The 15,453-nt window shown below is 58.4% G+C and carries 12 protein-coding genes, 1 tRNA gene and 1 riboswitch; of the genes, 2 read left to right on the top strand and 11 right to left on the bottom strand.

The features are described 5' to 3' along the window. Nucleotides 1–31 precede the first annotated feature (31 nt). Nucleotides 32–103, top strand: a tRNA-Arg gene (locus C1A08_RS07965). A gap of 240 nt (nt 104–343) precedes the next feature. Here C1A08_RS07965 and C1A08_RS07960 read toward each other — a convergent pair. Continuing rightward, the gene (locus C1A08_RS07960; protein ID WP_180951544.1) at nt 344–4,309 is read right to left on the bottom strand and encodes a hypothetical protein; all 3,966 of its coding nucleotides are present in this window, start codon (nt 4,307–4,309) and stop codon (nt 344–346) included. A 249-nt stretch (nt 4,310–4,558) separates the two neighbouring features. Here C1A08_RS07960 and C1A08_RS07950 point away from each other — a divergent pair, with 249 nt between their 5' ends. Beyond that, entirely contained in the window at nt 4,559–5,371 is an 813-nt protein-coding gene (locus C1A08_RS07950; protein ID WP_101572604.1) for an SDR family NAD(P)-dependent oxidoreductase, read from the top strand. Nucleotides 5,372–5,520: 149 nt separating this feature from the next. Here the strand turns inward: C1A08_RS07950 and C1A08_RS07945 are convergent, their stop codons facing one another. The 10 genes from C1A08_RS07945 to C1A08_RS07900 all read right to left on the bottom strand — a co-directional run bounded on the left by C1A08_RS07945 (nt 5,521) and on the right by C1A08_RS07900 (nt 15,453). Continuing rightward, the gene (locus C1A08_RS07945) at nt 5,521–6,570 is read right to left on the bottom strand and encodes an acyltransferase family protein (RefSeq protein WP_101572602.1); all 1,050 of its coding nucleotides are present in this window, start codon (nt 6,568–6,570) and stop codon (nt 5,521–5,523) included. 378 nt (nt 6,571–6,948) lie between these two features. After that, the gene (locus C1A08_RS07940; protein WP_055204833.1) at nt 6,949–7,206 is read right to left on the bottom strand and encodes a GlsB/YeaQ/YmgE family stress response membrane protein; all 258 of its coding nucleotides are present in this window, start codon (nt 7,204–7,206) and stop codon (nt 6,949–6,951) included. Between the two features lie 95 nt (nt 7,207–7,301). After that, entirely contained in the window at nt 7,302–7,829 is a 528-nt protein-coding gene (gene cobC, locus C1A08_RS07935) for an alpha-ribazole phosphatase family protein (RefSeq protein ID WP_101572600.1), read from the bottom strand. Continuing rightward, complete coding sequence (locus C1A08_RS07930; protein ID WP_101572598.1) at nt 7,795–8,574, bottom strand: adenosylcobinamide-GDP ribazoletransferase; 780 nt, start codon at nt 8,572–8,574, stop codon at nt 7,795–7,797. The genes cobC and C1A08_RS07930 overlap by 35 nt, the downstream gene beginning before the upstream one ends. A 91-nt stretch (nt 8,575–8,665) precedes the next feature. Continuing rightward, nucleotides 8,666–9,703, bottom strand: coding sequence for a nicotinate-nucleotide--dimethylbenzimidazole phosphoribosyltransferase (gene cobT / locus C1A08_RS07925; protein ID WP_101572596.1), 1,038 nt, complete (start codon nt 9,701–9,703; stop codon nt 8,666–8,668). A 3-nt stretch (nt 9,704–9,706) separates the two neighbouring features. Then, on the bottom strand, nt 9,707–10,216 hold the full coding sequence (locus C1A08_RS07920) for a bifunctional adenosylcobinamide kinase/adenosylcobinamide-phosphate guanylyltransferase (protein WP_101572594.1): 510 nt from the start codon (nt 10,214–10,216) through the stop codon (nt 9,707–9,709). Then, a complete protein-coding gene (locus C1A08_RS07915; RefSeq protein WP_101572592.1) occupies nt 10,209–11,234 on the bottom strand; it encodes an ABC transporter ATP-binding protein in 1,026 nt (341 codons plus the stop codon). Before C1A08_RS07915 ends, C1A08_RS07920 begins: the two co-directional genes overlap by 8 nt. After that, entirely contained in the window at nt 11,234–12,265 is a 1,032-nt protein-coding gene (locus tag C1A08_RS07910) for an iron ABC transporter permease (protein WP_101572590.1), read from the bottom strand. Before C1A08_RS07910 ends, C1A08_RS07915 begins: the two co-directional genes overlap by 1 nt. Next, a complete protein-coding gene (locus C1A08_RS07905; protein ID WP_101572744.1) occupies nt 12,262–13,380 on the bottom strand; it encodes an ABC transporter substrate-binding protein in 1,119 nt (372 codons plus the stop codon). The genes C1A08_RS07910 and C1A08_RS07905 overlap by 4 nt, the downstream gene beginning before the upstream one ends. A 314-nt stretch (nt 13,381–13,694) precedes the next feature. Next, nucleotides 13,695–13,906: riboswitch (cobalamin riboswitch) on the bottom strand. Between the two features lie 125 nt (nt 13,907–14,031). Further along, nucleotides 14,032–15,453 carry an NADH-quinone oxidoreductase subunit N gene (locus C1A08_RS07900; RefSeq protein WP_101572588.1) on the bottom strand — a complete coding sequence of 474 codons (1,422 nt, stop codon included), beginning with the start codon at nt 15,451–15,453 and terminating at the stop codon, nt 14,032–14,034.

Genomic DNA, 15,453 nt, shown 5'->3' with positions numbered 1-15,453 from the left:
TTATTCCCTTTTACGGAGAGGATAAATGGACGGTCTCATAGTTCAAGGGATAGAACGGAAGTTTCCTAAACTTTAAATGCAGGTTCGAGTCCTGCTGGGACCACAAGCAGGCTGACAATCATTAGATTGTCAGCCTGCTTTATTTCAACAAAGGGCTACGGTCTTTTAAAAGCCCCCTGGCCCCGTTTGAAGACGAAACCGGAATATCCCGCACGTCCCGATCGCCGGTATGCTCTACGATCGCACAAAATTTTCGCGTGACGACCGGAGTACGATCATCACGCGAAAAGAATCGAATAACCGACGACCGTGCGGCATCAACCGCGCTTTCGGCCGACTGTCGCTACGGCATCATACAAACCCTCCGCAGGCCGATCCATGCATAAGAAGTCCGGGTGTTCCGATCGACCAGTTCGAGTCGCAGATTGCGGCCGGAAAAGGCCGAAACGTCCATGTATCGGTGCGTAAGACTGTGTACCCCGGCCGACAGCATGACAGCCAGCTCGCGGCCGGTATCGGCGTCCAGCAGCCGAATACAGAGCGTTTCGTTCCCGTCGGGATCTTTCATCGCCGTTCCTCCCTGGGTGTCGAAGTCGAGCTTCGCACACCACTCCGGCAACCGGAACGCCGGCGACAATGCCCGGCCCACGGCGGTTTCTCCGTTTTTGGCCAGCGAATTCAGGGTCGCTTCGTTGAACAAGGCAGGCACCGGAGCGACCGAGAACGCATCTCCTTCGATCTGCCACCGGGACAGCGAATCGGGAGCCGTCAGATCGAACAACGGCACCGGGGGCAACCGGCGGGCGGGCGGAAACCACGGCGTACCGGCCAGCGCGCCGAAACGGTCGGCCGAATAACCGGTAACGGCCACCAGTCCCAGCGCGGAAATATCGTCCAGCGCTTCCAAGTCGATCCACGCCAATTCGCGGATACGTTCCAAATCGAGCTCGACCACCGCGAAGACACCCGAACGGGTGACCGCTGCCGCGCTGCCGCTCCACCATACCGGCTGCGGAAAAGCCGGAGCCCGGCCCTCGGGCCGATCGGCCTGAACCGGAGAAAGCAGCGACAACGGAGGAGCCGTCAACGAACGGTTCTGCTGCGTCGTCGCGAACTTTCCCACGGCCGACGGCGGGCACGACCAATCCAGATCGCCCGGAAAACTCAGCGTCCGCGTCACCTCGCCCCCTTCCGCATCGCGCACGGTGATACGCGCCACGCGGGTGAACATATCGGCATTATCGAGCAACGGCACGAACAGGAAATAAAGTTTTTTACAATGCAAACCGTCGCCCGGAATCCGGATAAACGGAGTTCCGTTGCTGCGCGACAAAGCCGCGAAGCGGTGCGACGGAACCCGGAACGATAGCCCAGGAATCTGCGGCACACGGAACTCGCGAGTCGTATCGAGCGCCTCCATCGGCGGCGGGCAGGAGTGCCAGGGCGGATGATAAAAGGCCTGGTATTTCCGGACTTTCTGCCACGATTTGTCGGGCGTATCGAGCAATCCGTCGATCGCGATCGGACGCAGATTCTCTTTCAGGAACGAATCGAACGGCCCGGCTTCCGGCAGGTCGCCGAACGCCAGCCTCAGCGGAAGCGACTCTCCGCCGGGCAAGGTCAATTCGGCACAATTGACGCCCGGCGCAAAGAGCGTTGCGTCGCCCGCTCCGAAAGCGATATTCCGCCGGCACTCGCTGCGCGGCGCCAGATCGACGCAGAACGGGAAAGCGGCTTCTCCGACACGCAGCACGGCCCGGCCCGTCACGGCCCGGTCGGTATTGTTTCGCAGCAATACGTCCGCCGACAAAGAGTCCGTAAACTTCAATCCGCCGAGCGGTACGGCCTCGAACCGGGGCAATACGGTCAGGTCGACCGGAATGTAAAACCCGACGCCCTCGCCGGTCTGGGCGCGCACGAACAGCGTACGCCGGCTGAAATTCAGTTCGCCCAACGCCCCGAACGACCGGTACTCGTCGAGCAATCCCTTTTTCAGAGTCCCCCGCAGAACATTTCCGTCGGTGCATACCGACGCCAATAAGCCGCCGCGGTCCTCGATTCCGAGCAATTCGGCGCCCTGCAGCGCGACCTGTAACGATTCGCCTTCGGCCACCGATCCGGGAACCGAAAGGTTCAACGGCACGGGATCGAACGTCACGACAATCCGCGAATGATTCTCGGCTGGCAGTTCGGCTTCGGCGAACACGCCGTCGATACCGGACCGCAGGCGAACCGGAATCGGTTCGCCGTGATCGGTCAGCCGCACGTTCGTGCAAACAGGTAACGACCATCGGATTTTCCGGGCGAGTTTCGCGGTCGTATGCAGGTCGTATTCGAGCCGGTTTCCGGATCGCCGGAAATCGACCCGATGGTTTTTCAGCCGCATCGAAGCGGAAGGCCAATCGTCCGGAAAATTGGGCGACACCCGGATATACCCCTCCGGAGCGTGCATTTCCAGGCCGAAAAGCGCCTCGACCACAGCCGCCACATACAACCCTGCCGGAGCCGAGAAATAAGCCGGAACCGCTTCGGTCGAAACTTCGGGCCACGATCCCCGGTGGTTGTCGTCCATTACCCAGCCGGCCAGCGCATGCAACGGATCGGACACCCGGTTGCGCAACCCGGCGGCCGCGTATCCCCACGCGCCCCACGGCTGCTGAGCGGCTCCGGCCTGCATTCCCCAGGTCCCGACCGCATGATACGGAAAATTATTGGAACAATAAATCGCTCCGGAGCTGTCGGTCAGCCGGTCGGACAGGTGTCGGAGCGACGTATAGGAATCCAACAGGTCGGTTATCCCGAAAATAGCCGGATAGGTCAGCGTATGGTACTGTCCGTCGAGCCGGGGATTGCCCTGCAGATCGTCGAAATAGACGAACCGCCCGAGATCGGAACGCCACAATTTCGCGCGCAGCCGCGAGACGGTCTCGTCGGCGCGGGCGCGCCACAGCAGCGACGCGGTAGTATCCCCGAGTCCGGCGGCCAGTTCGCTGCGAGTACGCATCATGTTGATCCCTTCGACCGACGGGGTCGTTCCGTCGCCGGCGGTAGCCACGTAATCTTCCTGATTGCCGATCTGCAGACCCCAGCCGAGCAGCAAATTGTCATTCCTGTCGTATTCGGCGAACGTCTGGCCGATTACCCGGTCGAGCACGGGCGCCGTCGCGGCGGCAAAATCGAGGTCGCCGGTAAAATTCCAGTAACGGCGCACCTGCCATGCCCAGAACTGGTTCGTCCCGCCGAAATCGCGACGCGTAAAACCGAACGGCGCGAAATGCGGGATCGACCCGTCGGAATTGATCATCTCGGCCTGTTTGAGCGTCGTGGCGCGCGAACGGTCGGTCTGACCGAGCCACTCGGCCGCCGCAGTCTGCTGCATGTGCCACAGCGAAGTCCAGTGATGGATGCACTCGACCCAGCCGTACGGATCGACCCAGGTATATTCGAGCGTGGTCAGCGCGCTGCCGAAGGCCCGGTCGAGCAGCGAATCGGGAGTCTCGATCCGGTTCGCAAGCAATTCCCCGTAATGACAGTCGACATCGGCCAACGCCCGGGATATATCGAGTCCGGAGATCTTCGCCACCCGGGCCCGGTCTTCGGCAAAGGCGAGCAACACTTCGCCCGACCCGCCGGCGAAAGCGCAGTCGAGGTACTCTCCCCCGCCCTCGCCGCGCCGGACATCGACGACGGCGGAAGTTCGCACTCCGGTAATCGCGCTATGTTCGCCGGTGGCGATCAAGTAGGTTTTACCCTGCTTGTCGATCCGGTTGTCGCGCGGGTCGAGCGACTCGAACGGCACTTTGTTCATATCCTCGAAAGCCGACCGTTGCCAGAACGATTCGCCGATCATCAGGCGCACCGTCGCTTTCGGTTCGGTGCGGATACTGTACACGGCGGCCCCGACCCGGGTGGATTCGCCCGTACCGACCATCAACGGCGTAAACCGGCTCTCGACCTCGACGCCGCCGAGCCGGAAACGCGCCTCGACGCCGCCCGGAAAATCCTCCACGCGGATATCGGTCGCCTCGGCCGCGGTATAAATGCGGCCGTCCACCTCGACCTGCGGCACGATGCGCGCGAGGGCCGTATATTGAATCCCGTAATTCTCGCGCACGTAAGTCAACAGGCGCGATACCGGAGCCCGTTCGTAAGTGCGTACCAGCGCATAGTTCCAGGCCGCCATCCGGTCCATCGGCTGCCGTTCGAAATGTTCGGGAGCCAAGGATTGCGTTCGTGCGAGAGATCCCGTTCCCAACACAACCGCCGTTAGAAAAAGCTGCGCAAAGCGCAAAAGTCGTATTCGTTTCATAAGCAGGTTAGGTTAGAACTGTAAAGGTACGTATTTTACTGGATTTCCGATCTCGATCTGCACGGAATTTCTTCCGACACAACCGTTTGCCGCTTCCGAACTATTATCTATCTTGCAGAAGAAAATCCCGACGGGAACGAATTTTGCAGACACCGGGAGAAGGTCTGCGGCGGGGATCGCCATCGTCCATTTTCCGCCCGAACCGTCCGGATCGTCCGGCTGCATGAAAATTTATTAAAACATAATCTGATGAAAAGATTCGAAAACAAAGTAGCGCTCGTAACCGGAGCGGCCAAAGGAATCGGTTTTGCCACGGCCGAGCGGCTATGCGCCGAAGGGGCCTCGGTCGTCGTGGCCGACTACGACCTGGAAGGAGCTAAAAAGGCCTGCCAAACCCTGAACGACGCCGGAGGAAACGCCGTCGCCGTCTATTTCAATGCGGCGGAACTGGAAAGTTCGCGCGACCTGGCGGCGCATACGCTGAAAAATTTCGGCCGGATCGACGTGGTCGTCAACAACGCCGGGTATGCCGATCCCAAACGGGACGCCGACCTGCTGCACGCCGACCTGGATTATTTCGACGAAGTGTTCCATGTGATGGTTCGCAGCATGATGGTCATTACGCAGCAGGCAGTCGCCTGGATGACGGCCAACGGCGGCGGCGCGATCGTCAACGTCGCGTCGATCGGAGGGTTGACCGGCAACCTGACGGGCTGCTATTACGGCATCTGCAAAGCCGGTTCGGTCAACTTCACGCGGTACGTAGCCACGCAGTACGGCAAAGCCGGCGTGCGATGCAACTGCGTCGCGCCGGGACTGGTGTTGACCCCGGCGGCCGAACGGTCGCTGACCGACGAGTACAAGGAACTGTTCATCGCGCACAATGCGGTGGATTACGCCGGGCAGTCGGAAGACATCGCCGGAGTGATCGCCTTCCTCGCTTCCGACGACGCCCGTTACGTGACCGGGCAGACGGTCGTGGCAGACGGCGGCTGCACCTGCCACAATCCGACGGTCAGAGACATGCGCGCTTTTGCGGAAGGACAGACTACGTTCAAATAAAGGAAAATACGGTGCAGGCCAAGGCCCCGCAGACCGTAAGCATAACGGCAGGGACGACACAACAGCCGTCCCTGTCGGTTTTTACAGCACTGTATGTTGAAACTGGGAAAAGAATCCGTCGTCCGGTGAAACGAATATGACATGCCCCATCACAATACCCGTTTCATCCCCGGAATACTCCGCACCAGATAAACCAGCGCGAACGACACGACCGTCGCGCATATTCCGATAAAAAGAAACTTGACCGTTCCGCTTCCCATATCGAACCCGTCGAATGCATATTGCAATCCGATGATGACGAACAGGTGGAAAAAATAAACGCCGTACGCCTGATCGGCCAGCCATCGGCGGAAAGGAGACGTCCGATTGAATCTTACTCTGTACAGATAGATCAGACCGAAACTCAGCGACAGACAGAGGAGCGCTTCATACCACCACCAATTCTTCCAGATATTGTTTCCCAGAAAAGGGTAAACCGGACGCAAATAAACCAATAAAACCATCAATCCCGCCACCGCGAGCAGTACCTTCCCCACCGACGGAGACAATGATCCGAACCAATCGTTCCGGTAAGCGACAATTCCCAGCGCAAACATCAGAACGTATTGGGGAAGATGGGCGGGTTCGCTACTCAAAAAACCTCCCAGCATTTTCCAGTGGTCGATCGGATTTTCCAACCGGACATAATAAGTAACGGCGGATAACCCGGCTGCCAAAAGCAAAACACGCAGTAAATTCAACCGCCTGTCCCGTTTCAGTCCCCATTCGTATTTTCTGCACGCTTCGTAAATGCAAACATAGGCCAGCGAATAAAACAACAGATGTTCCAGAAACCACGTATGAGCGAATTCCGCTTTTCCGGTAACCGATAACGACAATATCAGCACGACCAGCATGGGAACGCCCAAGCGGATCGCCCTTTTGCGAACAAATTGCTTCGTACCGCTTCTATCCAGGCTTCCGGGTATAAAATAAGCCGAAATCAGAAAAAACAACCCCATAAAAAAAGCCGCGTTCACCGGAAAGAAATTTCCGAGCCAACCGACATATTCATGCGATAAGGAAGGGGAGTAAGGCCACGCTCCTCCGTCGCCGTACGCCTGACCGGCATGATGAAATACGACCAGTACCGTGAGAAGCACTTTCAAATTATCAAGGTAATGGCATCGTGTAACGGAAGGAAGCGCAGTAGTCGGCATAAAAAGATCAATATTCGGGTCAGTATTTATAAAGATACGAAAAATTTTTCCCTATTCCAAATTGAAAAGGCGGGGACTTCCGGAATCGGGATGATTCCCTGAAGTCTCCGCCTTTTGTTACGAGGCAGAATCTGCCGTTTGCAGGTTACCGGGAACGGAAAGCCGTTCCCGTCGGAACATCGCGCGAAGTAAAAACTTACCCCCGGATCGAAAAATTTATTTCTTATCCGTCTTCGACGAGCTCTTCCCGTCCATCGTTTTTTTCTTCATGTCGTCCGAATCTTTGGGGCGTGATGACGATCCGCATCCGCATCCCCCTTTCTTAGTGCTTTCCATAATACGATAATTTATAAGTGAAACATTCTTTACTTTTTTCGGTTATTGCTGTCTTTGTTTTTTATGGCTCAGCAGCGAAGCGATCCACAGCAACACGATCGCCCCGACGAGCGACGCGATCAGGCTGCCCAGCGTCCCGACGGCGACCAGCCCGAACAGGCTCAGCAGCCATCCGCCGAGCACCCCGCCGACGATACCGATCACGATATTGAGCAACAGGCCCGAACCGCTGCCCTTGACGATCAGACTGGCGATGTAGCCCACGATGAGCCCGATCAATAAATACCACAGAAAATACATAATTCCGTTTTTTATGTTCTACGAACGTTTCCCGGAATACATCAATACCCGTGCCATGTCGGCCGGGAAAAGAGCGGAAAACCGTAGGAAAAAGGTCAGAATTGCAGCGTGACGACGCCCCCGTATGGGGCAGGCTCCGCAAACGCCTGTTCGACAGAACACGAGCCGGCGACCGTGCGCGCGCAGGCGATCACCCCGCCGTGCGTAAAAAACAACACGCGACTCAGGCCGGCCGCTTTCAACCGGCCGATAAAAGAACCGACGCGGCCGCACATCCCGTCGAACGACTCGCCGCCGGCCGTCGGCGCATACATCCAGTCGGCGAACCATACTTTCAGCCGGGGATCGGAGATCGCCGTCCACGGCCGCATCTCCCACGCCCCGAAATCCATTTCCAACAGGCTGGATTCCCGCACGGCGTCCGGCCAACCGCAGAAAGCCGCCAGCCGCTCGCAACGGCTGAGCGGACTGGTGTAAACGGCATCGAACGGCGGCGTCGGCAAAGCCGCCGCAACGGCGGTCGCCTCCTGCGGAAACGTCGCCTTCAGCGGCACATCCGTCCGTCCGTAGCAAACGCCCGGCGGAACGTCAACCGAGGTATGCCGCACCAGTACCGCTTCCATAATATCGGTATAAAACGACCAAAGCCACATAAAACGAGCCCTCGCACAACAGGAATGCCGCACCGCAGCAATCCCCCGTGTACCCGCCGATACGGCGTCGCATCTGTCGAATAAGCCACGCAATGCACGCGAACGGCGCAAGCCCGGCAAGCCAGTAAGGCGGATAAAACAGCGACAGCATCGGCAGCACACCGAACGCCGCGCCGCAAACTATTTCGCCGACGCGCATCGGTGCATACACCACGCCGGATTTGCTCTGAGCCGCCGGACGCGCGTAAGGCAGGAAATTGATCGTCATCGACGCGACGAACTTGCAGAACGGATCGCCGCAAAGCACTGCCGCACACGCCACCGGAACCGGCAGCGAAGCGAGCAGCGCGACGAGCAGCCCGAAATAGAGAATCAACCCGATGATTCCGTAACTGCCTGTACGGGAGTCTTTCATAATGGCCAGCGTCTGCTCCCGGGTTCTACCTCCGCCGAAACCGTCCAGAAAATCGGAAAGCCCGTCTTCGTGCAACGCCCCGGTCAGCAGCACCCGCGCGATAACCGCCGCCAGCACGGCCGCCGGCACCGGCAGTAGGAACGCCGCACCATACAACACCCCCGCCGTCACGGCAGCGGTCAGCCACCCGGTCGCGGACCAATAAGCCACCACCCGCCGGTAACAGGCGTCCGGAACCCGCACGACCCGCCACAGGGGCAGGCGTGTGAAAAAGATCAATGCGGCGGCAAGCTGTTTCATTTCAAAATCCGTATTAAAATCGAGGGCGGAATTTCGTCCGGAACGTTCCGCTGCAATCACCCGCAGACATCGCAGCGCGCACTCCCCTCTTCTAAAAATATTTGGTAACGCCGGCGTCGCCGAACGAAGCCATTTCGGCGAGCATCCGCACGGCCGATTCGACGATCGGATAAGCGCACACGGCGCCGGTTCCCTCGCCCAGACGCAGGCCGAGGTCGAGCAGCGGTTTCGCTCCCATCGCATCCAGCAACAGGGCGTGTCCCGACTCGTCTCCCCGGTGCGCGAACACCGCATAGTTCAACACTTCGGGATAAAGCTTCGATGCGGCGAGCATACAGTTGGTCATAATGAATCCGTCGACGAGGATCACCATTCCCAGCTCGGCGGCCTGCAATATCGCCCCGACTGCCATCACCATCTCGTAGCCGCCGAACCAGCGCATCACGTCCTCCACCGAACGATCGCCCGCATATCCGTCGAGCGCCTGCCGCAATACATGGCATTTACGGCGCACCCCGGCCGAACCGAGTCCGCTGCCGGCCCCGACGCACTGTTCGAGCGGAGTACCGGTCAGGCAGGTCATCCACATCGACGAAGCCGACGTATTGCCGATCCCCATTTCGCCGAAACTGATGACGTTGCAACCGTCGTCGCGGCACATCGCAGCGACCGAAGCGCCGCGTTCGACGGCCAGTTCCATCTCCTCGCGCGTCATGGCCGCCGTATCGACGAAATTACGCGTCCCGCGGCGAATCTTCAGGTCGATCAGTCCGTCGGCGGCAGGCAGCTCGGCGTCGACGCCGGCATCGACCACTCTCAGCCGGAAACCGTGCTGCCGACACAGGAAACTGATCCCCGCCCCGCCTTTCAAGAAGTTATCGACCATCTGCCGAGTCACTTCTTTCGGCGACAGGCTGACTTTCTCTTCGGCAACCCCGTGATCGCCGGCAAAAACGATGTTGTACGGCCTGTCGAGCGACGGGGTAAGCGTCTGCTGTATCCACCCGATCTGCAAAGCCAGTTCTTCGAGACGGCCGAGCGATCCGAGCGGCTTGGTCAGCCCGTCAATCTTCTGTTGCAACGCCGTACGAATCTCCGCATCGGGCGTCTTTATCGCAAAGTTTTTCATCACCTATTTAACTTTTATCGGTATGCCGGACACCATCAGTACGACGCTTCCGGCACGTTGTGCAATGTATTGGTTGACCCACCCCTGCAAGTCGGTAAAACGGCGCTGCAACGGATCGGTCGATACGCCGCCGAGCCCGATCTCGTTGGTCACGAAAATAAAGTCGGCATCCTGCGCGGCCAACCGGTCGAACTCGCTTTTGACCGCGTCCAGCGCCCGGTCGACATCCGAATCGAAATCGTAAAAAAAATTCGTGCACCACAGCGTCACGCAGTCCACCACCACCGTCCGGCCGCGAAAATCACGGCGGCTCAAGTTTTTCGGTTCCTCGACCGTCTCCCACTGCGGCCCCCGGTCGGCACGATGGCGTTCGATCCGGAGTCGGTGCTCCTGGTCCCATACGCGCGAAGTCGCCAGGTAGACCGGACGATCCGAACGCTCCAGCGCCAACCGCTGCGCATACGAACTCTTCCCCGAACGGGCGCCTCCCGTTATCAAAGTAATACTACCCACAATCGGTTTCGTTTAATAATTCTATCCATTCGGCGAACGATGCACAGCGTACCGCAACACCGTCCGGACGGAAAAATTCGATATTGTCCGCCGCATGTACCCTGAGCCGCATTCCGTCATTACCGTCCGCGCCGGACTGCGCCGCGTAGCCGTTTCGCATCAGCGCATTCCGGGCCCACAGTAGCAACCGATCGTCGGCAGCCTCGACGGACACGGTCCGCCCCACCCCGCCGCAATGCCGAAAACGGCCGTTGTCCGGATCGAATTCCACGTCGCCCCGGCTGAAAAAACGGTTCAGCGAACCGTTCAGCACCAGGTCTTCGGTCGTTCCACACAACAATCCGTTCTGCTGCGACATCAGCCACAGGCTGTCGGCCAACAGCAGCGCCTGATCGACGTCGTGCGTCGACAGCAGCACGGCCTTATGCTCCTCGCGCGCCAGGCGGTGCAGCAGGTTCATCACCTCGATCCGGCTGATAATATCCAGAAAAGCGGTCGGCTCGTCGAGCAGGATGACCGGGCACTGCTGCGCCAGCGCCTTGGCGATCATCGCTTTCTGACGTTCCCCGTCCGACAGTTCGGCTACGTAGCTTCCGGCTTTGCCTGCTATTCCGACCGCTTCCATCGCCCAATCGACGACCCGCCGGTCCTCCGCGCCGAGATTTCCGAAAAAACCCGTATAGGGATACCGACCGAGAGCGACCAACTGATGCACCCTCAGTCCCCCGGCATACACCTTATCGGTCAACACCACGCCGACCAACCGCGAACGACGGGTCTCGGAATACTTCCCGAACGGCTCGCCGCACAAGCGGAGCTCGCCGTCCAACAGCGTCCGCCCGCCGCCGAGCGTCTTCAGCAACGTCGATTTACCGGCGCCGTTCGGGCCGAGCAGGCAGGTCAACTCGCCGGCACGCAGCGAAAACGACAGACCCTCGTGCACACGCCGGACGCCGCGCCCGCCGAGGCGGTAGCCGATCGAGAGGCGCTCTCCGGTTATCACGCAACGACGCTCCATCAGTTGAAATATTGTATCCGTTTCTGGTTCACGATCACATAGATAACCACCGGAGCGCCGACCAGCGGAGTGATCGCGTTCAGCGGAATCACGCCCGATGCGCCGGGCAGCAGGCTGATCAGGTTGCACAGCAGCGCGACGCAGGAACCGGTCAGCATCACCGCCGGCAGCAACAGCCGGTGATCGGCCGAACCGGTCATCAACCGCGCCAAATGCGGTACGGACAACCCGATAAAGGCAATCGGCCCGCAAAACGCCGTCGAAACGGCCGTCAACACCCCCGTACAGATCAACAGCAAGATCCGCACGCGCTGTACGCGCACCCCGAGATTCTCGGCATAGCGTTCGCCGAGCAGCAATGCGTTCAGCGGCTTCATCAGCAGTAGCGCGACGAACAGTCCCGCCCCGATCAGCAGCGCGAACAGCGGCATCTGCCGCAACGAAACGCCCGAAAAATCGCCCATTCCCCACAGCATGTAGGAATACACGCCGTCCGACGTCGCGAAAAAATTCAGCAGCGAGATCATCGACGAGGCCAGGTAGCCGACCATAATCCCGATAATCAGCAACATCACGTTGCTGCGCACCAGGGTCGAAAAAAAGATGATGATGCACAACACCGCCGTCGCTCCGACGAATGCGCCCGATACGACGGCCATATAACCGCTGAGCATGAAACCGCCCGTACCGCCGACCGTCCCTCCCAGCATCAGCATCACCAACGCCACGCCGAGACTCGCCCCCGTATCGATCCCGAGAATCGACGGGCCGGCCAACGGATTGTTGAACACGGTTTGCAACATCAGTCCGGAAGTAGCCAGCGCCGCACCGGCCAACAGCGCGGTCACGGCCTGCGGCAACCTCGATTCGAGCACGATAAACGACCACGAAGCCTGTCCGGCCTCCCCGCCCGTCAGGATGCCGAGCACCGCCCGCAACGGAATCGGCACCGACCCCAGGAACAGGCTGGCCGCAAACAGCACCGCGACACAGCAAGCCGCCGCAACGATATACCGCACCGAAATGCTCACTGCCGCATCCTGTTAAAATACCGCAACCGGTATCCGGGTATCGTCCCCGGATGAAAAATCTCGATCAGGTCGCCCAACACCCGGTCGGGATGCATCGGCATTTCTTCGTAATAAGGCGTTTTCCCGGTATTGCAGACGAAAATATTCCGTTTTTTAAAAGCGTCGAAATGCCGGTAAGGTTCGTACTCCGTCTGCAGTTCCGCATAGGTCAGTTCCTGCGGCGCATTGTATTTAATAAGCCAGAAATCGGCTCCCTGTCCCTTTTCGAACACCGTCTCGAACGCCAACGGCACCGAACCGGTAGTCGGGTCGTCGGCCCAGATGTAATCGGCCCCGGCATCGCGGTACAAGTTGGCAATGTAACTGCGGCCCCCGGGAACATACCATGCCGATCCGTATTTTTTCTCGGACAGTACGGTCGGACGCACGCCCACCGTATCCGTCATCCTGCACAGCGAATCGTATGCCGCCGCCGTCTGCCGGAATAGCGAATCGGCCCGCTGTCCTCTGTCGAAAAACAACGCCATGAAACGCATCCATTCGGCCCTTCCGAGCGGCGTAACCTCCATATAATCGACGCATTCCATGATCGGAATCGCCGTTTTTTCGATCCGTCCGTAACCGACGTTCTTGAACGGCGAAGCGATGATGATGTCGGGCGCCAGGTCGATCACCTTTTCGACATCCGGCGACGAAGCCTCGCCCAGGTCGGCAATAGCACCCCGGGCCACCCCGTCGCGAATAAAATCCAGGTCGATATAACGGGGCTCGCAAACCCCTACGATCCGGTCGCCCACCCCCAGTTCGTCCAGCATACCGCAGTGCACGGCCGAATAAACCACGACCCGCTGCAACGGCGTCCGTACGATATTTCCTTCCGGAAGTCCAACCGGCAGCGGCCTCTCGCGGTCGACGAGCACATAACGACGCAGCAACCGGAGGCTGTCCCACGGACTGAGCACGTCGACGAGCGTATAATCCCGGAAATGCTCGACCCGATAATGCCGGGCATATTCTATCCGGAACGCTTCGCCGGCGCCTTCGCCGGATTTCCGGCCCGATCCGCACCCCGCTCCCAGCAGTATGACGGACAAAAAAAGAAAAAACGATCGAATCAATCTCATCGGAATACCCATATTTTCCGGTTGAACTTACAAAGTTACGCAAATTACCGATCCCCTACAAACCGAAACAAGGACAGATGAGCACCTTATTCAGATCCTCATCCGTCACTCAGGGGGAAAACTACTTATCATATTCGTAAAAAACGTCGTTCGCAGGGCGTCGATCCTGTAAAACCGTTTTTCCGTAATATTCGTCCGGCTGCTCCGAAATAAAATAAAAGAGGAAGAAAAAACGCGAACCCGGACAACTCCCGTCCGACCCCCGCAAAGAATCAACCCATTCCGCTTTTTACCCGAAGCACAAATGTTTCAAACGAATCGAGGCAGGTCTTCTGGCTCGCCTCACATCCGGCAGTCTTCCCATCCTTACGACAGTGACTTTCAGAATCGCCGGACATTTTCCGAGGCTTACAGCTGCGGGTACAGCTCCGGGATTGAAACGACGTTTCGCACCGGATTCCCTATTACGGCCATTCCGCGTCGCTGCGGTCGGGCCACCTTGATTCAACTGGAAGCAAAGGTAAAGCGTTTTTACGAACAATCAAACGTTCCCGACGGTTTCCGGTAATTTTTTTTGCACATTTTGTACACAAACGAAAAAGCCGGCGAGTTTCACCGGCTTTTATAGGATTCGATCCCACGCTACATTCCGTAGCTCAGCAACGAGATCCGATCGTACACCACGCTCAGGACTCCCAACAGCAGGATACCCATGCTACAAGCCACCAGACTGGCACGCATGTACCCGTCGCTGCGGAACGCGGCGATCGGCGCCTCGTTCTTGTTGATGAACATGGCCCTGACCACGAGCAGATAATAGTACAGCGAAATAATCGTATTGATCAGCGCGATCAACACAAGGATGTAATACCCTTGCTGGGCGGCGGCTGCGAAGATGAAGAACTTGCTGAAGAATCCGGCGAACGGCGGAATCCCGGCCAGCGAGAACATCGCCAGCGTCATCACCAGCACCAGTTTCGGATTCGTTGCGTACAATCCGTTGTAATCGTCGATCGTCACCTTGCCGGAGCGGTTCTCAATCGCCGAAATCACGCCGAAAGCGGCCAAGTTGGACACCATGTAAACCAATATGTAATAAACCAGCGAAGTCATACCGAGAGCCGATGCGCTGATCACTCCCAGCACGATGTAACCGGCCTGCGAAATCGACGAATAAGCCAGGAAACGTTTGATATTGCGCTGTCGAATCGCGAACAAGTTGGCGATCGTGATCGTCGCGATGATTACGCCGTAGAGCACGCCCTGCCACTGGGCTGCGATCGGAGAGAACACCTTCATCAGGATCGTCATCAGCACAAACACGGCAGCCCCTTTCGAGATGACCGACAGGTAAGAGGTAACGGTCGTCGGAGCGCCCTGGTAAACGTCGGGCGTCCACTGGTGGAACGGCACGAGCGAAATTTTGAAGAACAGCCCCACGACGAAGAACAGGAAAGCCATGATCTGCAACGGCGAACCGTTCACGGCGGCCGGGATGTCGTCGAAATAGAGCGTTCCGGTCGTACCGTAGATCAGCGACATACCGTACAGCGACAGCCCCGATGCAAAGACGGCGTTCAGGATGTATTTGGCTCCGGCTTCGGCCGATTCGCGTTTGAACTTATCGAAAGCGACCAACGTAGCCATCGGGATCGACGCGGTTTCCAGTCCGATAAAGAAGAACAGGAAGTTGCCGGCCGAGATCATGAAGTACATGCCCAGCAGCGTGGTCAGCGTCAAGAAATAGAATTCGCCGCGCTTGTGGACGGTCGTATCGCTTTTGAGCCAGCCCTCGGCCTGCATCAGCACGATCAGCGTCCCGACGTTCAGGATGCTTTTGACGACGCCCATCATCGGCGTGTACTGGTACATGCCGCCGAATGCTTCGCCAGCGACTCCCGGCACGATGTTCAGCAACGTATGTACGCCGAACAGAATGCACGCTACGGGCTGGAAATACCGCAAACCGTTCTTCGAAGCCATCAAATCGTAGAGCAGCAGGATCACCATCACGGCGATCAGCGACAGCTCCTCTTTCATCATCAGAAAATTACTGTAATCCAT

Source organism: Alistipes sp. cv1, assembly GCF_900240235.1.
In the GTDB taxonomy this organism is placed as follows: domain Bacteria; phylum Bacteroidota; class Bacteroidia; order Bacteroidales; family Rikenellaceae; genus Alistipes_A; species Alistipes_A hominis.
This window is presented reverse-complemented; position numbering and strand designations above follow the sequence as displayed.

Bases quoted from the DNA above. Each gene is read 5' to 3' on its own strand.
- C1A08_RS07960 (WP_180951544.1), bottom strand. From the start codon at position 4,309: ATGAAACGAATACGACTTTTGCGCTTTGCGCAGCTTTTTCTAACGGCG.
- C1A08_RS07950 (WP_101572604.1), top strand. From the start codon at position 4,559: ATGAAAAGATTCGAAAACAAAGTAGCGCTCGTAACCGGAGCGGCCAAA.
- C1A08_RS07945 (WP_101572602.1), bottom strand. From the start codon at position 6,570: ATGCCGACTACTGCGCTTCCTTCCGTTACACGATGCCATTACCTTGAT.
- C1A08_RS07940 (WP_055204833.1), bottom strand. From the start codon at position 7,206: ATGTATTTTCTGTGGTATTTATTGATCGGGCTCATCGTGGGCTACATC.
- cobC (WP_101572600.1), bottom strand. From the start codon at position 7,829: ATGGAAGCGGTACTGGTGCGGCATACCTCGGTTGACGTTCCGCCGGGC.
- C1A08_RS07930 (WP_101572598.1), bottom strand. From the start codon at position 8,574: ATGAAACAGCTTGCCGCCGCATTGATCTTTTTCACACGCCTGCCCCTG.
- cobT (WP_101572596.1), bottom strand. From the start codon at position 9,703: ATGAAAAACTTTGCGATAAAGACGCCCGATGCGGAGATTCGTACGGCG.
- C1A08_RS07915 (WP_101572592.1), bottom strand. From the start codon at position 11,234: ATGGAGCGTCGTTGCGTGATAACCGGAGAGCGCCTCTCGATCGGCTAC.
- C1A08_RS07900 (WP_101572588.1), bottom strand. From the start codon at position 15,453: ATGGATTACAGTAATTTTCTGATGATGAAAGAGGAGCTGTCGCTGATC.